Below are 21,099 nucleotides of genomic sequence, written 5' to 3'. Positions count from 1 at the left end.
TCGCTCAGCGGGCGACTGCGGGTGCCGGGCCCATGACCACGACGGGTTCCCTGGCCGGGTCGAGGGCGCGAAGCAGGGTGCGCAGTGCCTCGCGGTCCAGGGCGACGCAGGCCTGGGTGGGTCCGCCGTGGTCGACGTGGATCCATACGCCGCCGCCCTTCCCGGCCCCGAGCGGGCGTTCCTTGTCGAGCGGGGTCCTTCCGGGGACGCGGTTGTAGTCGATGGCGATCACATGGTCGAAGGAGCCTTCGAGGGGTTCGCCGGAGAAGCCGGTGCCGCTGATGGCGAACTCCCTGTCCTGGTCGTACGGGAGGCGGGTGCCGGGGTCGGGCAGCCGGCCGCCGGTGTCGCCGAGCCGGAAGACCCCGATGGGGGTGCGCAGGTCACCGGCGCGGTGGTCGACGGTCCAGCCCTGGAGCGCGTTGTGGGCGGGCCACGGTCCCGCCGCCTCGGTCCAGCGGCCGCCGGGGTCCCGTTCGTACAGGGTCGCGGTGGACGTGTTGTCGTCGGCGGTGCTGCCGGTGACGACGAGCGCCTGGGTGGTGCCGTCGGGGACGAGCGCGTGGGTGACGGGGCCGACGCCGGGGATCCGGGGCAGGGGGGCGGGGACAGGAGCGGAGGAGAGGCTGCTCGCCGGCCCGCCCGCCGCACCGGGTGGCGCGCCCTCGGGGCGGGAGTCGCCGGCGGGCGGGGCCGTGGTGGCCCGACCTGCGGGTGCGGGGCCGGGCGCGGTGATCGCGCAGCCGGTGAGCAGCAGGGCCGCGCACAGTGTGCCGGCGCTCAGCAGTGCGGGGGCGCCCTTGTGGACGGACATGGACGGATCCTCCTGGCCGGGGGCAGTGCTGCGATCCGTACCCGTTCGGCGGGCGGCCCCGCGGTGACACGGCCGGCCTCACCCGTACGGCGGCGTGCCGTGGGGGTGCGGTGCCACGTGCGGCGGCGGTGGACGGACGCCCTGCCGGGCGACAACGTGCCGTTCGTGACGCTGCGTCTGCCCTGACCTCGCCCGGATCTGACGGTCAGTCAGATAATCGCGTCACAGGTCTGGGAACCTTCGGGACCCGGCGCTACCCTCCGCGCATGATTCGGACGGTGGTGTGGGGTACCGGGAACGTCGGGCGTGCGGCGATCCGGGCCGTGGACGCCCATCCCGGCCTGGAGCTCGCGGCCGTGCTCGTCTCCGATCCGGCGAAGGTCGGGCGGGACGCGGGGCGGCTCGCGGGGCTCGGCCGCGACCTCGGGGTGGTGGCCGGCGACGACGTGGGCGCGGTGCTCGACGGGCGGCCCGGGGCGGTGGTGTACGCGGCTTCCGGCGACACCCGGCCCGACGGGGCGCTCGACGACGTGGCGCGGGCGGTACGGGCGGGCGCGGTGGTGGTCACGCCCGCGCTCTACCCGCTGTACGACCAGCGCAACGCGCCGCCCGAGTTCCGGGACCCGGTGCTCGCGGCCGTCGCCGAGGGCGGCGGTTCGCTGTTCGTGTCGGGGGTCGACCCGGGCTGGGGCAACGACGTCCTGCCGCTGCTCGTGAGCGGGCTCGGCAGCACGGTGGACGTGATCCGCTGTCAGGAGATCTTCGACTACTCGACGTACGAGCAGGAGGAGTCAGTCCGGGACCTGATCGGCATGGGCCGGCCCCTGGAGTACGAGCCGCCGATGCTGCTGCCGTCGGTGCCGACGATGGTGTGGGGCGGGCAGGTGCGGCTGATGGCCCGCGCGCTCGGCGCCGAACTCGACGAGATCCGCGAGACGGTGGACCGGCGGCCGCTCGAGTCCACCGTGAGGACCCGGACGATGGGCGTCTTCGAGGCGGGCACGCAGGGCGCGATCCGCTTCGAGGTGCAGGGGATCGTGGGGGGTGAGCCCCGGATCGTGATCGAGCACGTGACCCGCATCCACCCGTCCTGCGCGCCGGACTGGCCGGTGCCGCCGGACGGCGCGGGGGCGCACCGGGTGATCGTCGAGGGCAGCCCCCGGATCGAGGTGACGGTGGCCGCGACCGCCGAGGGCGAGAACCGGTCGGCGGGCGGGAACGCCACGGCGGTGGGCCGGCTCGTGGGGGCGATCGACTGGCTGGTGGCGGCGGAGCCGGGACTGTACGACGCGCTGGACGTGCCGTTGCGGCCGGCGGTCGGGAAGCTGGGAAGGAGACCACGGTGATCATCGACATCCCCGAGGGCCAGGAGCCGATCGGATACGTGTGGGGCGACATGGTCCCGGAGATCGGGACGGCCGCGGCGAGCTTCTCGCTCTCGGTGTACGCCCATACGACGCTCGGGCTACGCGAGTTCGAGGCGGCGCGGCTGCGGATCGCGCAGATCAACGGCTGCGGCTTCTGTCTCGACTGGCGTACGGACCGGGACGGCGAGCGGGTCGAGGAGGGCTTCGACGAGGTCGTCGCGGCCTGGCGGGAGACGGAGGTCTCGGAGTCCTTCGACGAGCGGACGCGGCTCGCGGCCGAGTACGCGGAGCGGTACGCCCTCGACCATCACGGTCTGGACGAGGAGTTCTGGGGCCGGATGACGGCCCGGTACAGCCAGGCGGAGATCGTGGAGCTGACGATGAGCCTGGGCTCGTGGCTGGCGTTCGGGAGGCTCAACCGGGTGTTGGGGCTCGACACGGTGTGCGTGCTGCCGACCCCCTAGCGGTGTGCGGAAGGGGCGGCCGGGGAATCCGGCCGACCCCTGGACGGCGCCGTCAGAAGTCCTCGGCGACGATCCGTTCGATGTTGCGTTCGGCGAGGGCCGTGATGGTGACGAACGGGTTGACGCTGGCGTTGCCGGGGATCAGCGCGCCGTCGATGACGTACAGGCCGGTGTAGCCGTGGAGCCGGCCGTGGTTGTCGGTCGCTCGGCCGAGGACCGCGCCGCCGAGCGGGTGGTACGTGAGGTGGTCGCCCCAGATCTTGTACGCGCCGAAGAGGTCGGTGCGGTAGATCGTGCCCTCCTTGGCGTTGATCGTGTCGAAGATGGTCTTCGCGGCGTCGATGGAGGTCTGCTTCCAGGCCCGGTCCCAGCTCAGGTCGACCCTGCCGGCGGCCGCGTTCCAGGTGAACTCGGCCCGGTGCGGGGTCTTGGTGATGGAGAGGTAGAAGGAGGCGTAGGTCTCGATGCCGGTGGGCAGCGGGGCGACCTCGGCGAAGGCGCCGCCCGCGTCCCAGTTGTCGATGCCGGCGGTGGGCATGGCCGACTGGAGCTTCCCGGTGGGGTCCCACATGTGGTTGGCGCGGCCGCACATGACGTTGCCGTTGTCGCCCCAGCCCTTGCCGATCTGGTCGTTGAGGGCGGGCAGGGCGCCGGTGGCCTTCAGTCGGGTGAGGAGCTTGCTCGTCCCGACGCTTCCGGCGGCGAAGAAGACGGTGTCGGCGGTGACGGTCTTGCTCGCGAGGGTGGCGCCGGTGGTGTCGATCTGGTCGATGGCGACCGTGTAGCCGCCGCCTGCCGCCGGGGTGACGGAGGTGACCTTGTGGAGCGCGGAGACCGTGACCCGGCCGGTGGCCGCCGCCTGGGCGAGGTAGGTCTTCGGGAGGGTCTTCTTGCCGTGGTTGTTGCCGTAGATCACCTCGCCGTCGAGGGCCGACCTCGGGACGGCTCCGGCGGCCTCCTGCTTCATGTACTCCCAGTCGTAGACGTTGGGGACGAAGACGAAGGGGAAGCCGGAGCGCTGGGCGTGCTTGCGGCCCACGCGGGCGTACTGGTAGCAGGAGGCGCTCTCCCACCAGGCCTCGTCGACGGCGGTGACGCCGAGTCCGGCGTTGGCGCGCGGATAGTACGTGGAGTACATCTCCGCCGCGTCGACGGTGGGGAGGATGGCGGCGAAGTTCTCGCGGCGCGGGGTGACGGCCATGCCGCCGTTGACGAGGGAGCCGCCGCCGACACCGCGGCCCTGGTAGACGGTGATGCCGGCGAAGTCCTCGGCGTCGAGGATGCCGGTGTGACGGGGGACGTCCTTGTCGAGGGGGAAGCCGAGGAAGTTGCTGAGGGGCTGCTTGGTGCGGGTCCGCAGCCAGAAGGAGCGGTAGTCGGGCCGGGTGGTGTTGGCGAAGACCTTGCCGTCGGGTCCGGGGGTGTCCCAGGCCATGCCCATCTCGACCATGTGGACGTCGACGCCCGCGCGGGCGAGGCGGAGGGCGGCGACGGAGCCGCCGTACCCGGTGCCGACGACGAGGGCGCGGAGGCGGGCGCCGGTCGGGACGGGCGTGTCGGGGAGGGTGGTGAGGCCGGTGCCGGCGTGGGCGGGGGCGGCGTGACCGACGACGGCCGCGGCGCCGAGAAGAGAACCTGTTCCCGCGAGGAACCGGCGACGGCTGACGCCGCCGGTTCTCTTGGCGGGCAAGGAGTGTTCACTCATGTGATGTTCCTCACTCGTGAGCGAATGGGAACATGTTCTACTGTCGCCCGTCGGGGAAGTCACGAGAAACCGACGGGTAACTTCCTCAGACCGCTGCGGGCCCCGGAGCGCCGGTGAGGCGCTCGGGGGTGAGGAGCTCCGCGAGCCGGTGGGCGGGCAGCAGGCCCTTCTCCAGGGTGAGTTCGACGACCCCGCGCCCGGTGGCGAGCGCCTCCTGCGCGATGGCCGTGGCGGCGGTGTAGCCGAGGTGCGGGTTGAGCGCGGTGGCGAGGCCGATCGAGTTCTCGACGGCCGCGCGGAGCGCCTCGGTGTTGGCGGTGATGCCGCTGACGCAGCGCTCGGCGAGGGTGAGGCAGGCGGCGCGCAGGGAGAGGAGGCTCTTCGACAGGGCGTGGAAGATGACCGGTTCGAAGGCGTTGAGCTGGAGCTGCCCCGCCTCGGCCGCCATGGTGATGGTGATGTCGTTGCCGATCACCTCGAAGGCGACCTGGTTGACGACCTCGGGGATCACCGGGTTGACCTTGCCGGGCATGATGCTGGAACCGGCCTGGACCGGCGGCAGGTTGATCTCGTTGAGCCCCGCGCGCGGCCCTGACGACAGCAGCCGCAGGTCGTTGCAGGTCTTGGAGAGCTTCACCGCGATGCGCTTGAGGACGCCGGAGAGCTGGACGAAGGCGCCGCAGTCCTGGGTGGCCTCGATCAGGTTCACGGAGGTCACGAGCGGCAGACCGGTGAGGTCGGCGAGGTTGCGGCGTGCGGTCTCGGCATAGCCGGGCGCGGCGTTGAGGCCGGTGCCGATGGCGGTGGCCCCGAGGTTGATCTCGTGGATGAGCTCGATGGCCTCGGCGAGCCGGCTGCGGTCCTCCTCCAGCATCACGGCGTACGTGGAGAACTCCTGGCCCAGCGTCATGGGCACCGCGTCCTGGAGCTGGGTGCGGCCCATCTTCACGACCTCGCGGAACTCCAGGGCCTTCGCGGCGAAGGCGTCCTGGAGCACGGCCATCGCCTTGAGGAGTTCGCGCGCCGCGCCGATCGCCGCGATGCGGATCGCGGTCGGGTAGACGTCGTTCGTCGACTGGCCGAGGTTGACGTCCTCGTTGGGGTGGAGGCGGTCGTACGCGCCTTTGGCGTGGCCGAGGAGTTCGAGGGCGCGGTTGGCGACGACCTCGTTGGCGTTCATGTTGGTGGAGGTCCCGGCCCCGCCCTGGACGACGTCGACGACGAACTGGTCGTGGAGGTGTCCCGTACGGATCTCCCGGCAGGCGCCCGCGATGGCGTCGGCCTTGTCGGCGGGGAGCAGCCCGAGCTCCTCGTTGGCGCGGGCCGCGGCCTCCTTGACGGCGGCGAGCGCGTCGATGAGGAGCGGGTACACGGAGATCGGGGTGCCGGTGACGGTGAAGTTCTCGGTGGCGCGCAGGGTGTGCACGCCCCAGTAGGCGTCGGCCGGGACGTCCCGGTCACCGAGCAGATCGTGCTCGCGGCGGACGGGAGCGGGGTGCGGGGCGGGAAGCATGGATGCGGTCCTTGGGGAGGGAGGGTGCGGGTCGTACGAGGGAGGTCCGTGCCGCCGCGGACACGGCGAGGCGGCCGCGCGGCAGGGCCGTACGGCGTCGAGGTGCCCGTGGAAGGGGCGGGGTCCGGCCGTGAAGTGCCCGTGGAAGAAGCGGGGTCCGGCCGTGAAGGGTGCTGAGGGCGGGGCCCGGCAGGCGACCGTCGGAGAGGGTTGGCTCCGGCTCGCGGGCGGGCGGGGGGGTGCTCCGCCCGCGAGCCGGGGTTCTGGGGTGCGCCGTGTCAGGGCCTGTCCGGCCCCGGTCCGTCCGTCCTACGCGCGGGCGGCGACCGCCGAGGCCGAGCGGGAACCGCCGGTGGCGAGGGCCGGCTCCACGCGGACCGGTCCTTCGAGGAGACGGCGCAGGAGGGCCGTGCTGCGCACGGGGTCGCCGGAGCCGGTCCCGCCGTCGGCGAGGAGCGTGGCGAGGACGGCTATCCGGGCCTGCGCGGCGCGGAGCGTGCCGGTGAGCAGCGCTCCCGCGGCGACGAGGTCGACGGCGCCGCCGCCGGTGTAGATCTCGGCGAGCGGGCCCGCGGGGACCCGGGTGGTCACGGCGACGAGGACGCCCTGGGCGACCGCGTCGGCCACGGCGGCGGCGATCTCGGGGGTGGCGTTGCCCGCGCCGGTCGCTTCGAGGACGATGCCCCGGGCGCCGGCGGCGACGGCCGCGTTCAGGAGGAAGGGATCGCCGTCGGAGTGGTGCGCGACGATGGCGACTCGGGGCAGCTGGACGGCGTCGGGGACGTCGGGGTTCGCCTTGTACGCGGCGGACGGCAGCGGCAGCGGCGCCGGGCGCTCCGGCTGCCGCTCGATGTCGACGCGGGAGAAGCCGACGCGGCCGAGGCGCTCGGCCGACGGGTCGGAGAAGGCGTCGGCGGCGAGCGTCTGGCTCTTGACGGTGCCGCGGGCGGCGTGGACGCGGCCGTCGAAGACGACCAGGACGCCGAGGTCGCTGACGGTGGAAGCGACCTGGAGCGCGTCGTAGAGGTTGCCGGGGCCGTCCCCGTCGCCGGTGCCGAAGGGGCGCTGGGCGCCGGTGAGGACGACCGGGCGGACGTCGGTGTGGTGGAGGTCCAGGAAGAAGGCGGTCTCCTCCAGGGTGTCGGTACCGTGGGTGATCACGACGCCGTCGACACCGGGGTCCGCGAGGGTCTCGTGGACGGTGCGCAGGAGGGCCAGCTGGTGGGCCGCGGTCATGCGCGAGCTGTTGACGTTGAACAGGTCGACGACCTCGACGGTGACGCCCTCGGGGAGGGGGGCGGTGGCGAGGACGTCGTCTCCGGAGGCGTCGGCGGCGTAGCCGGTGCCCTGCCAGCGGCTCGCGATCGTGCCGCCGGTGCTGATGACGACGATCCGCCGCGCTCCCCCGTCGTTCGTCCGCTTCATGCCTGCCGTCCTCACTCCGTACCGAAATCGCCGTGCGCCGCAACGATAGGGCAGGAGGCGCGCAAGACGATTGCGAAACCAGCCGCAGAAATGTTTCCTCGTGGTAGATAATTGCGCCATGGACCGTATCGATCTCCATATCTTGCGCGAGCTTCAGAACGACGGCCGGCTGAGCAACCAGGAGCTGGCCCAGCGGGTGGGCCTCAGTCCGTCCCCCTGTCTGCGCCGGGTGCGCCAGCTGGAGCAGGACGGGGTGATCCAGGGCTATCGGGCGATCATCGACCCGGACGCGGTGGGGCGGGGCTTCGAGGTCCTCGTCTCGGTGGAGGTGCGGCGGGACCGGGAGACGGTGGAGGCCTTCGAGGCGGCGCTCCAGGACGTGCCGGACGTCATCGAGGCGTACCGGCTCTTCGGCAGCCCCGGGTGCCTGCTCCGGATCGCGGTGGCCGACCTCGCGGCGTACGAGCGGCTGTGGATCGAGCGCCTGACGACGCTTGCCGGGGTCACCGAGGTCAACTCGCAGATCATCATGAAGCGCATCAAGGAGCCGAAGGGGATGCCGGTGGACGTCCGGGGCGTATGACCCGCCCGAAGGGGCCCGGCGACCGCCCGTGGCACGGGCGGCGCGCCCGTATGCGAGAACGTCACAGAAAATCCTCCTCCCGGTTACACAGCCGGTCCCCCGGCCGTGTCACGCTCCCGGCTGACAAGAAGTCAACACGCGTAGAACGCGGAGCCCTTGAGCCGGCCCGCGTTCCCTCGCGTGACGTCCCCGGGAAAGGGCACCCCCCATGTCCGTTGCACAGTCAGGCCGATGGAAGGCGTGGGTGGCATCCATAGCCGCCGTCCTCGTCACCCTCACCCTTCCGACGGTCACCGCGACTCCCGCGAGCGCCACGACCACCGCGTACGACAGCACGTACTACAAGAACGCGATCGGCAAGACCGGTCCGAGCCTGAAGTCCTCACTGCACACGATCATCAGCAGCCAGACCAAGATCTCGTACGACGCCGTCTGGACCGCGCTGAAGGTCACCGACCAGGACCCGAACAACACCAACAACGTGACCCTGCTGTACAGCGGCGTCTCGCGCAGCAAGTCCCTCAACGGCGGTGACGTGGGCGACTGGAACCGCGAGCACGTGTGGGCGCAGTCCCACGGAAGCTTCGGCACCTCGGCAGGCCCCGGCACCGACCTGCACCACCTGCGCGCCTGTGACGTCCAGGTCAACAGCATCCGCGGCAACAAGGACTGGGACATGGGCGGCAGCCCGGTCAGCGGCGCCACCGGCAGCTACACGGACAGCAACTCGTTCGAGCCGCGCAACGCGGACAAGGGCGACGTGGCCCGGATGATCCTCTACATGGCCGTGCGGTACGAGGGCGACGACGCCTGGGCCGACCTGGAGGCCAACGACTCGACCACCAACGGCAGCGTCCCGTTCCACGGCCGTCTCTCGGTCCTGAAGCAGTGGAACGCGCAGGACCCGCCGAGCGCCTTCGAGGAGCGCCGCAACGACATCATCTTCGGCACCTACCAGGGCAACCGGAACCCGTTCATCGACCACCCGGAGTGGGTCGAGGCGATCTGGTAGCCCGACCGCTACCGCGGTGAACGGAGCCGGGCCGGGCTCGCCACACCCCCGGCCCGGCTCCCGCGTTTCCGGAACCGCGCCGCCGATGTCGACCCGTACGCCTGACCGCTCCCGGCGCCCTCAAACACGAAAACCCGGATGTTCTCACGTTTTTGAAGAACCGCATCTCAGGCCGCCGAGGCGTTACTCAGCCGTTATAAACGGTGGATTCGCCCGCTTCTGTCCCGCTTTTCCGTGCGGTGGACGCTCAATTTCCCCCACAGCCGCCCTCGGCGCACCTATCACGCCCTCCCCGCGTCGAACAAGACCTTCGCCCCAGGAAGTTCCGGGATCACCTCGGTAACTTCGGCGCCCATGACCACTGCCCCTTTGACCCCCATGACCTCCCCGGTCGACGGCGTCTCCGTCGGCCCTGCCCTGGTCGCCGACGGCGCCGAGCTCTGGCGGATCGCGCGCGGCTCGGGGGAACTGGACCTCAACTCGCCCTACAGCTATCTGCTGTGGTGCCGTGACTTCGCCGACACGACCGCCGTCGCCCGTGACCGCTCCGGGCGCCCGGTCGGTTTCGTCACCGGCTATCTGCGGCCCGACGCGCCGGAGACGCTCTTCGTCTGGCAGGTCGCCGTCGAGGGTTCGCACCGCGGAAGCGGGGTAGCCGGGACCCTGCTCGACGCCCTGTCCGCACGCGTGGCCGCAGAGCACGGAGTCAGCCGCGTCGAGGCCACCGTCACCCCGGGGAACCTCGCGTCCGACCGGCTGTTCCGGTCCTACGCGCGCCGGCACGGCGCGGACCTGACGCAGGAGGTGCTGTTCCCTTCGGCCGCCTTCCCCGCGGCGGGACACGAGTCCGAGGTGCTGTACCGCATCGGCCCCCTCGGCCTCCCTTCCTGAGCCCCCGCCCGCACGCACCACGTTCCCGAACCACCTCTGGAAAAGAGACTCCGTGACCCTGATCGACATCGCCGCCCCCTCCGTCTTCGAGACCCTCGAATCCGAGGTCCGCAGCTACTGCCGCGCCTGGCCCGTCGTCTTCGAACGCGCCAGCGGCAGCCGGCTGTACGACGAGCACGGGCGTCCGTACCTCGACTTCTTCGCCGGCGCGGGCTCGCTCAACTACGGCCACAACAACCCCGCTCTCAAGCGGGCGCTGCTCGACTACCTCGGCAGCGACGGGATCACCCACGGCCTCGACATGTCGACGACCGCCAAACGCGACTTCCTGGAGACCTTCCACGAGACGGTCCTGGAGCCCCGCGCGCTGCCCTACAAGGTGATGTTCCCCGGCCCCACCGGCACCAACGCCGTGGAGGCAGCCCTGAAGCTCGCCCGCAAGGTCACCGGGCGCCAGACGGTCGTCTCCTTCACCAACGCCTTCCACGGGATGTCGCTCGGCTCGCTCGCCGTCACCGGCAACGCCGCCAAGCGCGCCGGAGCGGGCGTGCCGCTGAACCACGCCATCCGGATGCCCTTCGACGACTACCTCGACGGGCAGCTCACCGACTTCCTCTGGTTCGAACGGCTCCTCGGCGACGCCGGCTCCGGCCTCGACCACCCGGCCGCCGTGATCGTCGAGACCGTCCAGGGCGAGGGCGGCATCAACGTGGCACGGGCCGAGTGGCTGCGCGGGCTCGCGGAGCTCTGCCGCCGCCACGACATGCTCCTCATCGTCGACGACATCCAGATGGGCTGCGGGCGCACCGGCGACTTCTTCTCCTTCGAGGAGGCGGGCATCACGCCCGACATCGTCACCCTGTCCAAGTCCATCAGCGGATACGGCCTGCCCATGGCCCTCTGCCTGTTCCGGCCCGAGCTCGACGTGTGGCAGCCCGGCGAGCACAACGGGACCTTCCGCGGCAACAACCCGGCCTTCGTCACCGCCACGGCCGCCCTCGACGCGTACTGGCGCGACGGCGCCCTGCGCGAACGCACCCTGAGCCGGGCCGGCCGGGTGGAGAGCGCCCTCCTCGACCTGTGCGCGGGAGACGGCCGCACGGGCCTCTCGGTCCGGGGCCGCGGCCTCGTGTGGGGCCTGGAGTTCGCCGACGGGGAGCGCGCCGACGCCGTGTGCCGGCGGGCCTTCGAGACGGGGCTGCTCCTGGAGACCTCGGGTCCCTCCGGCGAGGTGGTCAAACTCCTGCCGCCGCTGACCGCGACCGACGACGAACTCGACGAGGGCCTCGGCATCCTGGCCCGTTCCGTCCGCCACACCGCCTGACCCCGCCGCACCCGGATCCGAGAGGCACCACGCATGATCGTCCGTTCCTTCGACGAGCTCGAGAACACCGAGCGGCACGTGAGGGCCGCGTCGGGCACCTGGGAGAGCAAGCGCATCGTCCTGGCCCGCGAGCGGGTCGGCTTCTCCCTCCACGAGACGGTGCTGTACGCCGGCACCGAGACCTCCATGTGGTACGCGCACCACGTCGAGGCGGTCGTCTGCACGGCGGGTGAGGCCGAGCTGACCGACCACGAGACGGGCCGCACGTACACGATCGTGCCCGGAACGATGTACCTGCTCGACGGGCACGAGCGCCACACCCTCAGGGTCAAGCGGGACTTCCGCTGCCTGTGCGTCTTCAACCCGCCCGTCACGGGGCGCGAGGACCACGACGAGAACGGCGTCTACCCGCTGCTCACCGAACCCGAGGACACCGTCCGGGACGACGCCTGAGCGACGGACCGCGACCGGACCACCCGTACGAGAAAGGAAGGCACGTTCCCTCATGACCTCCGCACCCACCCGCCCCGTCGACCTCTACCCCACCCGTGGCCCCCGGGAGGAGCTGATCGGCCGCAAGGACCCGGTCGTGTGGTCCGAGCCCGGCACCGCGGGCCCGTTCTGGGCCCGTGAACTGGAGGAGTACGACCGCGACGGGTTCGTCACGGTCGACGAGATCGTCACCCCGCACGAGGTCGACGAGCTCCGGGCGGAGCTGGACCGGCTCGTCTCCGACCCCGCCGTGCGGGCGGACGAACGGGCGGTCGTCGAGCCCCGCTCCCAGGAGATACGTTCCGTCTTCGAGGTCCACCGGATCAGCGAGGTCTTCGGCCGGCTGGCCGAGGATCCGCGGATCGTGGGGCGCGCCCGCCAGATCCTCGGCTCCGACGTCTACGTCCACCAGTCGCGGGTCAACGTCAAGCCCGGCTTCGGCGCCAGCGGCTTCTACTGGCACTCCGACTTCGAGACGTGGCACGCCGAGGACGGACTGCCGCAGATGCGGACCGTGTCGGTGTCGATCGCGCTCACCCCGAACCACACCACCAACGGCAGCCTGATGATCATGCCGGGTTCGCACCGCACCTTCCTGGGCTGCGCCGGTGCCACGCCCCAGGACAACTACAAGAAGTCGCTCCAGATGCAGGACGCCGGCACCCCGTCCGACGAGGCGCTCACCACCTTCGCCGAGGCCTGCGGCATCCGCCACTTCACCGGACCCGCGGGTTCGGCGACCTGGTTCGACTGCAACGCCCTGCACGGGTCGGGCGACAACATCACCCCGTTCCCCCGGAGCAATGTGTTCCTCGTCTTCAACAGCGTGGAGAACCAGCCCGAGGCGCCGTTCGCCGCCCCGGTCCGGCGGCCCTCCTTCATCGCCGCGCGCCCGTGGGACCGCGCGTGACCGGTCCCGCGTCCCCGTCCCGGCGCCGCTTCCTCGGCAGAGCGGCGCTCCTGGGCGGACTCGCCCTCACGGCGGGCCCGATGGCCGGCTGCACCCGCACCCAGGTCGGGTCGGGGGCGCCCGTGACCGACGGCGGGCTGCTGGCGAGACTGCGCGAGCAGGGGTACGTACGGGTCGGCTTCGCGGGTGAGGCGCCGTACGGCTTCCAGGACGGCGCCGAGCTCGCCGGCGAGGCCCCGACGCTGCACCGCGAGATCTTCACGGCGCTCGGCGTGCGGGAACTGCGCCCGACGCTCACCGAGTTCGGCGCGCTGATCCCCGGCCTCCTCGCCGACCGGTTCGACGTCGTGAGCGCGGGCATGTCGATCACCCCCGAGCGCTGCGCCAAGGTCCTCTTCTCGGAGCCGGAGTTCGTCTCCCCCACCGCGCTGATGGTCCGGGCGGGCAATCCGAAGGGGCTGAGCGACATGGAGTCCTGTGCGGCGAAGGGCGCCACCGTCGGTGTGCTGACCGCCGCGGTGGAGGCGTCCTACGCCGAGGCGGCGGGCGTGCCGGAAGGGTCGGTGAAGGCGCTGGCGAAGCAGCAGGACGGTTTCGACGCCCTCCTGGCAGGGCGGATCGACGCCTTCGCCCTGACGGCCATCTCGCTGCGCTGGCTGGCGCGGACCAACCGGGGTGCCCGGGTGGAGGTCACTGATCCGTTCGTGCCGGTGGTCGACGGGGTACGGCAGCTCGGCGCGGGCGGAGCGGTGTTCCGGCCGGGGGCGACCGCGCTGCGGGACGCCTTCAACGGGGAGCTCCGGAAGATCACCGGCTCGCCGGACCGGTTCGTGGAGCTCGTCGGGCGCTACGGCTTCACCGCGAGCGAGGTGCCGCCCCGCTCGCTGCGGACCGCCGACCTGTGCGGTGGCTGAGGGGTGGCCGGCGTGGCTGACGTGATGTCCGTCGCGGCCGTCGGCTCTGACTCCTTGCCCCTCACGGCCGGCTTTCTGACCGAGCTGCGGCGGGCGCTGCCCCGGCTCGCCGAGGGGCTCCTGGTCACGGTGGAGGCGACGGTGCTCGGCGCCGCGCTCGCCCTGGTCCTCGCGTACGTGCTGGGGCTCTCGTCCCGGTCGGCGCGGCTGCCGGTGCGGGGGGCGGCGCGGCTCGTCGTGGAGTTCTTCCGGGGGACCTCGCTGTACGTGCAGCTCTTCTGGCTGTTCTTCGCGCTGCCGATGATCGGCTTCCGGCTTGAGCCGCTCGCCTGCGCCGTCCTCGCGCTCGGTCTCAACTTCGGGGCGTACGGCGCCGAGGTGGTGCGGGGCGCGGTGGCCTCGGTGCCCCGCGCGCAGACCGAGGCGGCGATCGCCCTGTCCATGGGTCCCGCGCTGCGGCTGCGGCGGGTGGTGCTGCCGCAGGCGCACGCCGTGATGGTCGCGCCGTTCAAGAACCTGCTGATCCAGCTGCTCAAGGCGACACCGCTGCTCTCCCTGGTGACCGTCCCCGACCTGACGTTCCAGATCGACCAGCTGCGCTCGGCGACGGGCTCGACGGCTGCCTCGTACCTGCTGCTCCTGGGGCTCTACTTCGGCATGGCCGTCGTCCTGAGCGTCCTCATGAACGCCCTGGAGCGGGCCGCGAAGGCCCGCCTCGGGCAGGAAGGAACCGCGTGATGTGGGACGGGGAGGCGGCACGGGCCGCTCTGCCGGTCGTCCTCGAAGGGTTCGGCGTGACCCTGGTCGCGACCGTGCTCGCCTTCGCCGTCGCTGCGGTCCTGGGGCTCGCGCTCGCTCTCGTCCAGCGCGCGGGGCCGCCGTGGCTGGCGCTTCCGGTGCGCGGGGCGGCCGGGTTCGTCCGGTCGACGCCGCTCCTGGTGCAGCTGTTCGCGGCCTGGGTGCTCATCCCTGGGCTCGACGCGCCGACGCTGGGCGTGCTCGTCCTCGGCGTGCACTACGCCACGTACCTCTCCGAGGTGTACCGGACGGGCATCGACGCCGTGCCGCAGGGGCAGTGGGAGGCGTGCACGGCGCTGTCGCTGCCCCGCCGGCGGGTGTGGCGGGCGGTGGTCCTTCCGCAGGCCGTCCGCAAGGTGCTGCCGCCGCTCGGCAACTACGCGGTCTCGATGTTCAAGGAGACGCCCCTGCTCTCGGTGATCACGGTGCACGAGATGGTCCACGAGGCGAACACCTTCGGCAGCACCCACTTCGCCTATCTGGAGAGCTTCACCCTGGCCGCCGCGGTGTTCCTGCTCGCGAGCTGGCCGACGTCCGTGCTCGTACGACGACTGGAGGCACGCCTTGCCCACTGAGGACCTGGTGGTCCGCCCGCCCGCCGAGAGCCCGGCGGTCCGCTTCGACCGGGTCACGAAGCGGTACGGGGACCACACCGTGCTCGACGGCCTCGACCTGGAGGTCGCGCGCGGGGAGCGCGTGACGCTGATCGGCCCGAGCGGCTCCGGGAAGACGACGATCCTGCGGCTGCTCATGACCCTGGAGCGGGTGACCGGAGGGATCATCCATGTGGACGGGCAGCCCTTCTCCCACATGCCGGGCAGGAGGCCCGGGAAGCTGGTGCCGGCGAGCGAACGTCATCTGGCCGCCCGGCGGAGCCGGATCGGCATGGTCTTCCAGCAGTTCAACCTCTTCCCCCACATGAGCGTCCTGGAGAACGTCGTCGAGGCGCCGGTCCATGTGCTCGGCGAGAGCCGGGAGAAGGCCGTCCACGGAGCCCGGGAGCTGCTCGACCTGGTCGGTCTCTCCGACAAGGTCGACGCCCGGCCGACCCGGCTCTCCGGCGGTCAGCAGCAGCGGGTGGCCATCGCCCGCGCGCTCGCGATGCGTCCCGAGATCCTGCTCCTGGACGAGGTGACGTCCGCGCTCGATCCGGAGCTGGTGGCGGAGGTGCTCGACGTGCTGCGGGACGTGGCCCGGAGGACCGACATCACCCTGCTCTGCGTGACCCACGAGATGGGCTTCGCGCGGGACGTCTCGGACCGGATCCTGATGTTCGACCGGGGCCGGATCGTCGAGTCCGGTCCGGCCGGGGAGCTCCTTGACGCGCCGGGCCATGAACGCACGCGCGCGTTCCTCGGTTCGGTCCGCTGAGGCACCGGTCAGCCGAAGAGGTGTGCGCTGCCCGGCTGTCCGCCCGGCCGCGCACACCTCTCCGCCGTCCGCTCAGGTGTCCGTACCCGGCTCGACCATCCCCTCACGCAGCCGGTTGAGGCTCCGGGCCAGGAGGCGTGAGATGTGCATCTGGGAGACGCCGAGCCGCTCGCCGATCTGTGTCTGGGTGAGCTCCTCGACGAAGCGGAGGTGCAGGATCAGCCGGTCCCGCTCGTCGAGGGCCTCGACCAGCGGGGCGAGGGTGTGGAAGTCCTCGAAGAGTTCGAGCGCCGGGTCCTCCGCGCCGATGAGGTCGGCCAGGGCGGCGTCGTCGTCCTCGCTGTCGCCGTTGCCCACCGTGGCGTCCAGGGACGTGGTGTTGTAGCCGTTGGCCGCCACCTGGGCCTCGACGACCTCCTCCTCGGACAGGTCCATGACCGGTGCCAGCTCGGCGACCTTGGGGGTCCTGCCGAGCCGCGAGCTCAGCTCGTCGGTCGCCTTCGCCAGCTCGACGCGGGCCTCCTGGAGCCGGCGCGGCACGTGGACCGCCCAGGTGGCGTCGCGGAAGAACCGCTTGATCTCGCCCACGATGTACGGCACGGCGAAGGTGGTGAACTCCACCTCGCGCGACAGGTCGAAGCGGTCGATCGCCTTGATCAGGCCGACCATGCCGACCTGGACGATGTCCTCCATCTCGTCGCCCCGCGCGCGGAACCGCCCCGCCGCGTACCGCACGAGCGACATGTTCATCTCGATGAGGGTGTTCCTGACGTACTGATGCCCCGGCGTGCCCTCCTCCCGCGCCGCCAGCTCGCGGAAGAACACCTTCGACAGGGTGCGCGCGTCGTGAGGCGGCACCTCGTGTGGGGCCTCGAGAACAGGCAGGTCCTCACGCGTACCGCTCGTCACGTACGTCGTCGTCGCCTCGGCCGTCTCTGTCCGCACGGGAACAACCTCCTCTTGTTCGCGGTCCGTTCAGTGGCTCCCGGTTCTCGTACCCCCGCTTCCCGGGGGCATTCCTCATCCGTGAACTCCCCCTTCCGCACCGGGGGGAAGGCATCAGCGGGGCCCGAACGGGCAGTCGGAAAGCGACACCTGTCGATGAATCAGGAAGAAAGGGACTCGTGATGAAGACCCGGAGCGACACCCGGTCCCGGGCGCCCGGGGCGGACCCGCGCGGCGCCGGATCCGACGGACCGTCCCCGGTCCGTACACCGGCCCAGGCACGGCACGTCGTCCGCCACGCGCTCGCGGCTCTCGACCCCCTGCGGCCCTCCCAGGCCGACGACCTGCTGCTCGTCACCTCGGAGCTGGTCACGAACGCGCTCCGCCACGGAGGCGGTGTCACCGGCTTCGGGCTCAGGGTCGGGCCCGACCGCGTGACGGTGTCCGTGGCCGACGCCAGCGCGGACTCCCCGCGGTACGAGCTCCGCGACGAGCCGCGCCCCGGCGGCTACGGCTGGCCGATCGTGCTGCGGCTGTGCCGCGAGGTGACCGTGGACGCCCACCCGCACGGCAAGACCATCCACGCGACCGTGGCGTTCGACCGATGACCCGCGGGGCGGGACGCGGACGACGTCCACGCGGGAGGGGTGGCCACGCGGTTCGCGGGCCCACCCCTCCCGCGTCACGGGCCGTTCCTGGGCGCGGTACCGGCAGGAACGGGCGCCGCCTCAGAGCAGGTCCCGTCGGTCGTCCTCGGCCACCGTGGTGGTGGTCGGCGGAACGACGAGCCGGCGCCGCCTCAGGATGCTGGTGTAGACCGCCGTTCCGATGATGCCGACGGCCATGAGGATCAGACCGACCAGATCCAGGTTGACCCCTTCCAGCTGCCAGTCGGACGCGAACGTGAGGATGGCCCCGACCGCGATCAGGATGATGCACACTCCCAGACCCATGGTTCCTCCCTTGTCGGTAGATGGGCATCGGCTACCCCGGTCCGCCCGGCTCATCCCCCGCTCTCCGCCGGGGAGATGACGGACCGTACGGGTCAGGGGGCGCACGCGGGCGAGTGCGGAGTCGGGCTCGGGCGCCGCCTCCGTTTTGGTTTGTCGGTGGATCATCAATACGATCCGGCGATGATCACGAGAAAACGGCTGGCGACCGGGGCCTGCGCGCTGCTCGCCGCCCTGAGCGCCGTGCTCCTGCCGACGAGCGCGGCCGCCGACGAGCCGGTGGCGAAGGAATCCCCCAAGGTCGAGCTGGTCCTCGACGTGAGCGGCTCCATGCGGGCCAAGGACATCGACGGCAAGTCCCGGATGGCCGCGGCCAAGCAGGCCTTCAACGAGGTGCTCGACGCGGTGCCGGAGGAGGTCCGGCTCGGCATCCGCACGCTGGGCGCCGACTATCCGGGGCCGGACCGCAAGCGGGGCTGCAAGGACACCCGGCAGCTGTACCCGGTCGGCCCGCTCGACCGGACGGAGGCGAAGACCGCCGTGGCGACCCTGGCCCCGACGGGCTGGACGCCGATCGGCCCGGCGCTGCTCGGCGCGGCCGAGGACCTGGAGGGCGGTGACGCCACCCGCAGGATCGTGCTCATCACGGACGGCGAGGACACCTGCGCCCCGCTCGACCCGTGCCAGGTGGCCCGGGAGATCGCGGCGAAGGGCATCCACCTCGTCATCGACACCCTGGGCCTGGTGCCGGACGCGAAGACCCGGCAGCAGCTCACGTGCATCGCGGAGGCGACCGGAGGCACGTACACCTCGGTCCACCGCACGGAGGACCTGTCCCGGCGGGTCCGCCAGCTGGTCGACCGCGCCGCCGACCCGGTCGTCACGCCCGTGGCCACCGAGGGCGCCGTGCGGTGCGCCGACGCGCCGCTGCTCAAGCCGGGCCTGTTCACGGACCGCGAGGCCTTCGGCCAGCACCGCTGGTACCGGGTGGAGCTGCTGCCCGGTCAGGAACTGCGCGCCTCCGTCAGCGTGTCGGCCGACCGGGCCGTCCACAACGACTACGGGGTGCTGCTGCGTGCCGTCACCCGGCACGGCCGGGAGATCGTGCGCGGCTCCGAGGCCGGCGACGGGCGAACCGATGTGATCTCGACCGGTCTGCGCTACCCGAAGCCGGATCTCGACGACGAGCCGGGCGACGCGAAGCCGGCCGCCGAGACCGTCTGTCTCCAGGTCAGCAACTCGTTCTCCGCTCCCCCGTCGGTCAAGACGACGCCGGGCATGCCCATCGAGCTGACCGTGGACGTCGTCGACGGCCCGTCGGCCGCCTCCGACGTGGCCTCGTTCGGTCTCGGCCGCGGCTGGTGGCTGCTCGGCGCGCTGGTGCTCGTCGGCTTCGTGGCCGGTCTGCTCTGGGGCTGGCTGTCCCGCTGGCGCGTCGCTGTCTGGAGGACCCACTGATGCGTACCGTACGCATGATCGCCGCGGCCGCGCTCGCGGGTGCCGCTCTTCTCGGTCTCGCCGCTCCGGCCGCCCTGGCCGACTCCCCGACCGCCACGGCGGACCCGGGCGCGGACACCCCGTCCACGGCCGGGCCGACGGAGGCGGGCACCACCTTCCGTACCGCCGCCCGGTTCCTGCCGGGGCAGCAGGCGACGGCGCGGGCCGCCACGGGTGACTACCTGTACTGGGTGTTCCCGGCGGACACCGGGCAGCGGCCGACGGTGAAGGCCACGGTGACGCTGCCCGACACGGCGCTGCGGCACGGGGCGACGACCTGGCGGGTCGACGTGTACGACGGGCTGAGGCGCCGTCAGCCGTGCATGTACGGGACGCAGTCCCGCGCGGCTGCCAAGGAGGCCGCGACCGTGGAGCTCGCCTGTGTGCTGCGGCCGGTCCGTGCCGCGGCCGACGCCTGGGCGAACGACCCGCTGCCGGGCAGCTACTACGTGCGGCTGACCGTCACGGGGCTGCCGGACGAGGACCTCGGCCAGCCGTTCTCCGCCCAGGTCGGGGTGAGCACCGTCGACGAGGGCGGCGCCTACGCCTCGGACGGCGCGCTCGCCGCGCCGCTCGTGCCCGGGGCGACGACCGCCGACCAGGCGGAGGCCGACGCCGACGCCGGCCGTCCCTCGGCCGTCGAGGCGGCGGCCCCGGAGGACGGCTGGTCCTCCGGCTGGTGGTCCGACCGCTGGCTCTGGACCGCCGCGGGCGGCATACTCGCGGCCCTCGCGGGCGTCGGCGGCTATGTGCTGACGCGCGGCGCGGGACGCCCGTCCCGGGTCCCGCCTGCCGCCTGACCCTCGCCACGGACAGAAGAAGGCCCCCGCCGGGACGGCGGGGGCCTTCCTCGTTGCGCGCGTCGGCGGTCTGGAGCCGGCCGGGACGGCGAGGAGAAGTTGGCGGCGCCTTCGGTGTGATCCTCAGGAAGACCTTTACAGTTCGCACCACGAACTACTATGGTTCGTAGCGCGAACAAACAAGCATGTCTTTCCGAGGGGGAAACACCATGAACGCAGTCGTCGCGGTGATCGGTGGCGGGTACGGCGGAGCCGCCGTGGCCAAGGCGCTCGACGCGGAGGCCGATGTCGTCCTCGTCGAGCCCAAGGACGCCTTCGTGCACGCCGCAGGCTCGCTGCGGGCGCTCGTGCGCCCCGACTGGGCCGAGAACATCTTCTTCCCGTACGACCGTCTGCTCACCCGCGGCCGGGTGGTCCGCGAGCGCGCCGCCTCCGTCGACGCCCACGGCGTGACGCTCGCATCGGGCGGCCGGATCGACGCGGACTACGTCGTCCTCGCGACGGGTTCGGCCTACCCGTACCCCGCGAAGTTCGACACGGACTCCGCCGCCGAGGCGCTCGGCCTGCTCAGGAACACCCACGCCGAGCTGGCCCGCGCCGAGCGGGTCCTGATCAGCGGCGCCGGGCCCGTCGGGCTCGAACTCGCCGGCGAGATCAAGGCCGTGTGGCCGGAGAAGCGGGTCACGATCGTCGACCCCGCGACGGAGCTGGTGCCCGGCTTCGCCACCGAGCTGCGGGAGGACCTGCGCCGCCAGCTCGACGCCCTGGGCGTGGAGCTGCTGCTCGGCACCCGCACGGTGGCGGAGCCGCCCACCGGTCCCGGCCGGGCCGGGGCCTTCACCGTGGCGACGACGGACGGCGGCGAGATCGGCGCCGACATCTGGTTCCGCTGCCACGGCGTCCGCGTCCACGGCGGCTTCCTCGGTACGGAGCTGGCGGCCACGCTCACTCCGGCCGGACAGGTGCGGGTGGACGGACTGCTGCGCGTCGAGGGACAGGAGCGGGTCTACGCCGTGGGGGACGTCACCGACGTCGCCGAGGCCAAGATGGCCGGTTACGCGATGCAGCACGCGGAGGTCGTGGCCCGGAACATCCTCGCCCAGGTCCGCGGCGAGCGGCCGGAGGCGACCTACCTGCCCTCCCCCGTCCCGTCGGTGCTGCTGCCGCTCGGACCGCTGGGCGGCGTCGGACAGTTCCCGTCGCCGGACGGGCCGCTCGTCCTGCCGGCCGAGACGGTCTCCGAGTACAAGGGGAACGACCTCTTCACGGGCCGGTTCGTCGAGCTCTTCGGGACGGGCGTGGCCGCCCCGGCGTAGGGGACGTG

The 21,099-nt window shown here is 72.1% G+C and carries 22 protein-coding genes; 16 read left to right on the top strand and 6 right to left on the bottom strand.

Annotated features, from left to right (window positions below):
* Positions 1-4: 4 nt before the first annotated feature.
* A complete protein-coding gene (locus tag ACZ4VK_RS09730) occupies positions 5-814 on the bottom strand; it encodes a hypothetical protein (RefSeq protein WP_468350283.1) in 810 nt (269 codons plus the stop codon).
* A 266-nt stretch (positions 815-1,080) separates the two neighbouring features.
* Here ACZ4VK_RS09730 and ACZ4VK_RS09725 point away from each other — a divergent pair, with 266 nt between their 5' ends.
* Complete coding sequence (locus tag ACZ4VK_RS09725) at positions 1,081-2,160, top strand: NAD(P)H-dependent amine dehydrogenase family protein (protein WP_468350281.1); 1,080 nt, start codon at positions 1,081-1,083, stop codon at positions 2,158-2,160.
* Positions 2,157-2,645: a carboxymuconolactone decarboxylase family protein gene (locus ACZ4VK_RS09720; RefSeq protein ID WP_468350279.1), complete on the top strand. Its 489-nt coding sequence runs from the start codon at positions 2,157-2,159 to the stop codon at positions 2,643-2,645. The genes ACZ4VK_RS09725 and ACZ4VK_RS09720 overlap by 4 nt, the downstream gene beginning before the upstream one ends.
* 52 nt (positions 2,646-2,697) lie before the next feature.
* Here ACZ4VK_RS09720 and ACZ4VK_RS09715 read toward each other — a convergent pair whose 3' ends face one another.
* The 3 genes from ACZ4VK_RS09715 to ACZ4VK_RS09705 all read right to left on the bottom strand — a co-directional run bounded on the left by ACZ4VK_RS09715 (position 2,698) and on the right by ACZ4VK_RS09705 (position 7,288).
* Entirely contained in the window at positions 2,698-4,350 is a 1,653-nt protein-coding gene (locus ACZ4VK_RS09715; RefSeq protein ID WP_468350277.1) for a GMC oxidoreductase, read from the bottom strand.
* A gap of 85 nt (positions 4,351-4,435) precedes the next feature.
* Positions 4,436-5,863: an aspartate ammonia-lyase gene (locus ACZ4VK_RS09710; RefSeq protein ID WP_468350276.1), complete on the bottom strand. Its 1,428-nt coding sequence runs from the start codon at positions 5,861-5,863 to the stop codon at positions 4,436-4,438.
* Between the two features lie 309 nt (positions 5,864-6,172).
* Positions 6,173-7,288 (bottom strand): asparaginase, encoded by a 1,116-nt coding sequence (locus ACZ4VK_RS09705; protein WP_468350274.1) that lies wholly within the window; start codon positions 7,286-7,288, stop codon positions 6,173-6,175.
* Positions 7,289-7,406: 118 nt separating this feature from the next.
* On the opposite strand from ACZ4VK_RS09705, the gene ACZ4VK_RS09700 reads away from it, so the two are divergent.
* The 10 genes from ACZ4VK_RS09700 (at position 7,407) to ehuA (ending at position 15,583) form a co-directional block, all read left to right on the top strand.
* A complete protein-coding gene (locus ACZ4VK_RS09700) occupies positions 7,407-7,871 on the top strand; it encodes an Lrp/AsnC family transcriptional regulator (protein ID WP_468350272.1) in 465 nt (154 codons plus the stop codon).
* 208 nt (positions 7,872-8,079) lie between these two features.
* The gene (locus ACZ4VK_RS09695) at positions 8,080-8,883 is read left to right on the top strand and encodes an endonuclease I family protein (protein ID WP_468350270.1); all 804 of its coding nucleotides are present in this window, start codon (positions 8,080-8,082) and stop codon (positions 8,881-8,883) included.
* Positions 8,884-9,237: 354 nt separating this feature from the next.
* Positions 9,238-9,774, top strand: a complete 537-nt coding sequence (ectA, locus tag ACZ4VK_RS09690; RefSeq protein WP_468350268.1) for a diaminobutyrate acetyltransferase — start codon at positions 9,238-9,240, stop codon at positions 9,772-9,774.
* A 52-nt stretch (positions 9,775-9,826) separates the two neighbouring features.
* Positions 9,827-11,098 (top strand): diaminobutyrate--2-oxoglutarate transaminase, encoded by a 1,272-nt coding sequence (ectB, locus tag ACZ4VK_RS09685; RefSeq protein ID WP_468350266.1) that lies wholly within the window; start codon positions 9,827-9,829, stop codon positions 11,096-11,098.
* Between the two features lie 33 nt (positions 11,099-11,131).
* A complete protein-coding gene (locus ACZ4VK_RS09680) occupies positions 11,132-11,551 on the top strand; it encodes an ectoine synthase (protein WP_389683247.1) in 420 nt (139 codons plus the stop codon).
* Positions 11,552-11,603: 52 nt separating this feature from the next.
* Complete coding sequence (gene thpD / locus ACZ4VK_RS09675) at positions 11,604-12,500, top strand: ectoine hydroxylase (protein ID WP_468350264.1); 897 nt, start codon at positions 11,604-11,606, stop codon at positions 12,498-12,500.
* A gap of 50 nt (positions 12,501-12,550) precedes the next feature.
* A complete protein-coding gene (gene ehuB, locus ACZ4VK_RS09670) occupies positions 12,551-13,414 on the top strand; it encodes an ectoine/hydroxyectoine ABC transporter substrate-binding protein EhuB (RefSeq protein WP_468350817.1) in 864 nt (287 codons plus the stop codon).
* A 24-nt stretch (positions 13,415-13,438) separates the two neighbouring features.
* On the top strand, positions 13,439-14,152 hold the full coding sequence (gene ehuC, locus ACZ4VK_RS09665; RefSeq protein WP_468350816.1) for an ectoine/hydroxyectoine ABC transporter permease subunit EhuC: 714 nt from the start codon (positions 13,439-13,441) through the stop codon (positions 14,150-14,152).
* Positions 14,152-14,787, top strand: coding sequence for an ectoine/hydroxyectoine ABC transporter permease subunit EhuD (gene ehuD / locus ACZ4VK_RS09660; RefSeq protein WP_468350262.1), 636 nt, complete (start codon positions 14,152-14,154; stop codon positions 14,785-14,787). The genes ehuC and ehuD overlap by 1 nt, the downstream gene beginning before the upstream one ends.
* On the top strand, positions 14,777-15,583 hold the full coding sequence (gene ehuA / locus ACZ4VK_RS09655; RefSeq protein WP_468350260.1) for an ectoine/hydroxyectoine ABC transporter ATP-binding protein EhuA: 807 nt from the start codon (positions 14,777-14,779) through the stop codon (positions 15,581-15,583). Before ehuD ends, ehuA begins: the two co-directional genes overlap by 11 nt.
* A gap of 72 nt (positions 15,584-15,655) precedes the next feature.
* Here the strand turns inward: ehuA and ACZ4VK_RS09650 are convergent, their stop codons facing one another.
* Positions 15,656-16,528, bottom strand: coding sequence for an RNA polymerase sigma factor SigF (locus tag ACZ4VK_RS09650; protein ID WP_468350258.1), 873 nt, complete (start codon positions 16,526-16,528; stop codon positions 15,656-15,658).
* Between the two features lie 182 nt (positions 16,529-16,710).
* Between ACZ4VK_RS09650 and ACZ4VK_RS09645 the strand changes: the two genes are divergently transcribed.
* Positions 16,711-17,136 carry an ATP-binding protein gene (locus tag ACZ4VK_RS09645; RefSeq protein ID WP_468350256.1) on the top strand — a complete coding sequence of 142 codons (426 nt, stop codon included), beginning with the start codon at positions 16,711-16,713 and terminating at the stop codon, positions 17,134-17,136.
* Between the two features lie 120 nt (positions 17,137-17,256).
* On the opposite strand, the gene ACZ4VK_RS09640 is transcribed toward ACZ4VK_RS09645, so the two are convergent.
* Positions 17,257-17,481 carry a DUF6458 family protein gene (locus ACZ4VK_RS09640; RefSeq protein WP_389683255.1) on the bottom strand — a complete coding sequence of 75 codons (225 nt, stop codon included), beginning with the start codon at positions 17,479-17,481 and terminating at the stop codon, positions 17,257-17,259.
* Between the two features lie 180 nt (positions 17,482-17,661).
* Between ACZ4VK_RS09640 and ACZ4VK_RS09635 the strand changes: the two genes are divergently transcribed.
* The 3 genes from ACZ4VK_RS09635 to ACZ4VK_RS09625 all read left to right on the top strand — a co-directional run bounded on the left by ACZ4VK_RS09635 (position 17,662) and on the right by ACZ4VK_RS09625 (position 21,091).
* The gene (locus ACZ4VK_RS09635; RefSeq protein WP_468350255.1) at positions 17,662-18,936 is read left to right on the top strand and encodes a VWA domain-containing protein; all 1,275 of its coding nucleotides are present in this window, start codon (positions 17,662-17,664) and stop codon (positions 18,934-18,936) included.
* Positions 18,936-19,775 (top strand): hypothetical protein, encoded by an 840-nt coding sequence (locus ACZ4VK_RS09630; protein ID WP_468350253.1) that lies wholly within the window; start codon positions 18,936-18,938, stop codon positions 19,773-19,775. The genes ACZ4VK_RS09635 and ACZ4VK_RS09630 overlap by 1 nt, the downstream gene beginning before the upstream one ends.
* Positions 19,776-19,984: 209 nt before the next feature.
* A complete protein-coding gene (locus ACZ4VK_RS09625; protein ID WP_468350251.1) occupies positions 19,985-21,091 on the top strand; it encodes an NAD(P)/FAD-dependent oxidoreductase in 1,107 nt (368 codons plus the stop codon).
* The last annotated feature ends 8 nt before the right edge of the window (positions 21,092-21,099 follow it).

The organism is Streptomyces sp. NPDC028711 (assembly GCF_055565415.1).
Note: the sequence above shows the minus strand (reverse complement) of the source record. Positions and strands in the feature narration are given on the sequence as shown.

Excerpts from the sequence above, each read along its gene's own strand:
- ACZ4VK_RS09730 (WP_468350283.1), bottom strand. The coding sequence starts at position 814 with ATGTCCGTCCACAAGGGCGCCCCCGCACTGCTGAGCGCCGGCACACTG.
- ACZ4VK_RS09725 (WP_468350281.1), top strand. The coding sequence starts at position 1,081 with ATGATTCGGACGGTGGTGTGGGGTACCGGGAACGTCGGGCGTGCGGCG.
- ACZ4VK_RS09715 (WP_468350277.1), bottom strand. The coding sequence starts at position 4,350 with ATGAGTGAACACTCCTTGCCCGCCAAGAGAACCGGCGGCGTCAGCCGT.
- ACZ4VK_RS09710 (WP_468350276.1), bottom strand. The coding sequence starts at position 5,863 with ATGCTTCCCGCCCCGCACCCCGCTCCCGTCCGCCGCGAGCACGATCTG.
- ACZ4VK_RS09705 (WP_468350274.1), bottom strand. The coding sequence starts at position 7,288 with ATGAAGCGGACGAACGACGGGGGAGCGCGGCGGATCGTCGTCATCAGC.
- ACZ4VK_RS09700 (WP_468350272.1), top strand. The coding sequence starts at position 7,407 with ATGGACCGTATCGATCTCCATATCTTGCGCGAGCTTCAGAACGACGGC.
- ACZ4VK_RS09695 (WP_468350270.1), top strand. The coding sequence starts at position 8,080 with ATGTCCGTTGCACAGTCAGGCCGATGGAAGGCGTGGGTGGCATCCATA.
- ectA (WP_468350268.1), top strand. The coding sequence starts at position 9,238 with ATGACCACTGCCCCTTTGACCCCCATGACCTCCCCGGTCGACGGCGTC.
- ACZ4VK_RS09680 (WP_389683247.1), top strand. The coding sequence starts at position 11,132 with ATGATCGTCCGTTCCTTCGACGAGCTCGAGAACACCGAGCGGCACGTG.
- thpD (WP_468350264.1), top strand. The coding sequence starts at position 11,604 with ATGACCTCCGCACCCACCCGCCCCGTCGACCTCTACCCCACCCGTGGC.
- ehuC (WP_468350816.1), top strand. The coding sequence starts at position 13,439 with ATGTCCGTCGCGGCCGTCGGCTCTGACTCCTTGCCCCTCACGGCCGGC.
- ehuD (WP_468350262.1), top strand. The coding sequence starts at position 14,152 with ATGTGGGACGGGGAGGCGGCACGGGCCGCTCTGCCGGTCGTCCTCGAA.
- ACZ4VK_RS09645 (WP_468350256.1), top strand. The coding sequence starts at position 16,711 with ATGAAGACCCGGAGCGACACCCGGTCCCGGGCGCCCGGGGCGGACCCG.
- ACZ4VK_RS09640 (WP_389683255.1), bottom strand. The coding sequence starts at position 17,481 with ATGGGTCTGGGAGTGTGCATCATCCTGATCGCGGTCGGGGCCATCCTC.
- ACZ4VK_RS09635 (WP_468350255.1), top strand. The coding sequence starts at position 17,662 with ATGATCACGAGAAAACGGCTGGCGACCGGGGCCTGCGCGCTGCTCGCC.
- ACZ4VK_RS09630 (WP_468350253.1), top strand. The coding sequence starts at position 18,936 with ATGCGTACCGTACGCATGATCGCCGCGGCCGCGCTCGCGGGTGCCGCT.
- ACZ4VK_RS09625 (WP_468350251.1), top strand. The coding sequence starts at position 19,985 with ATGAACGCAGTCGTCGCGGTGATCGGTGGCGGGTACGGCGGAGCCGCC.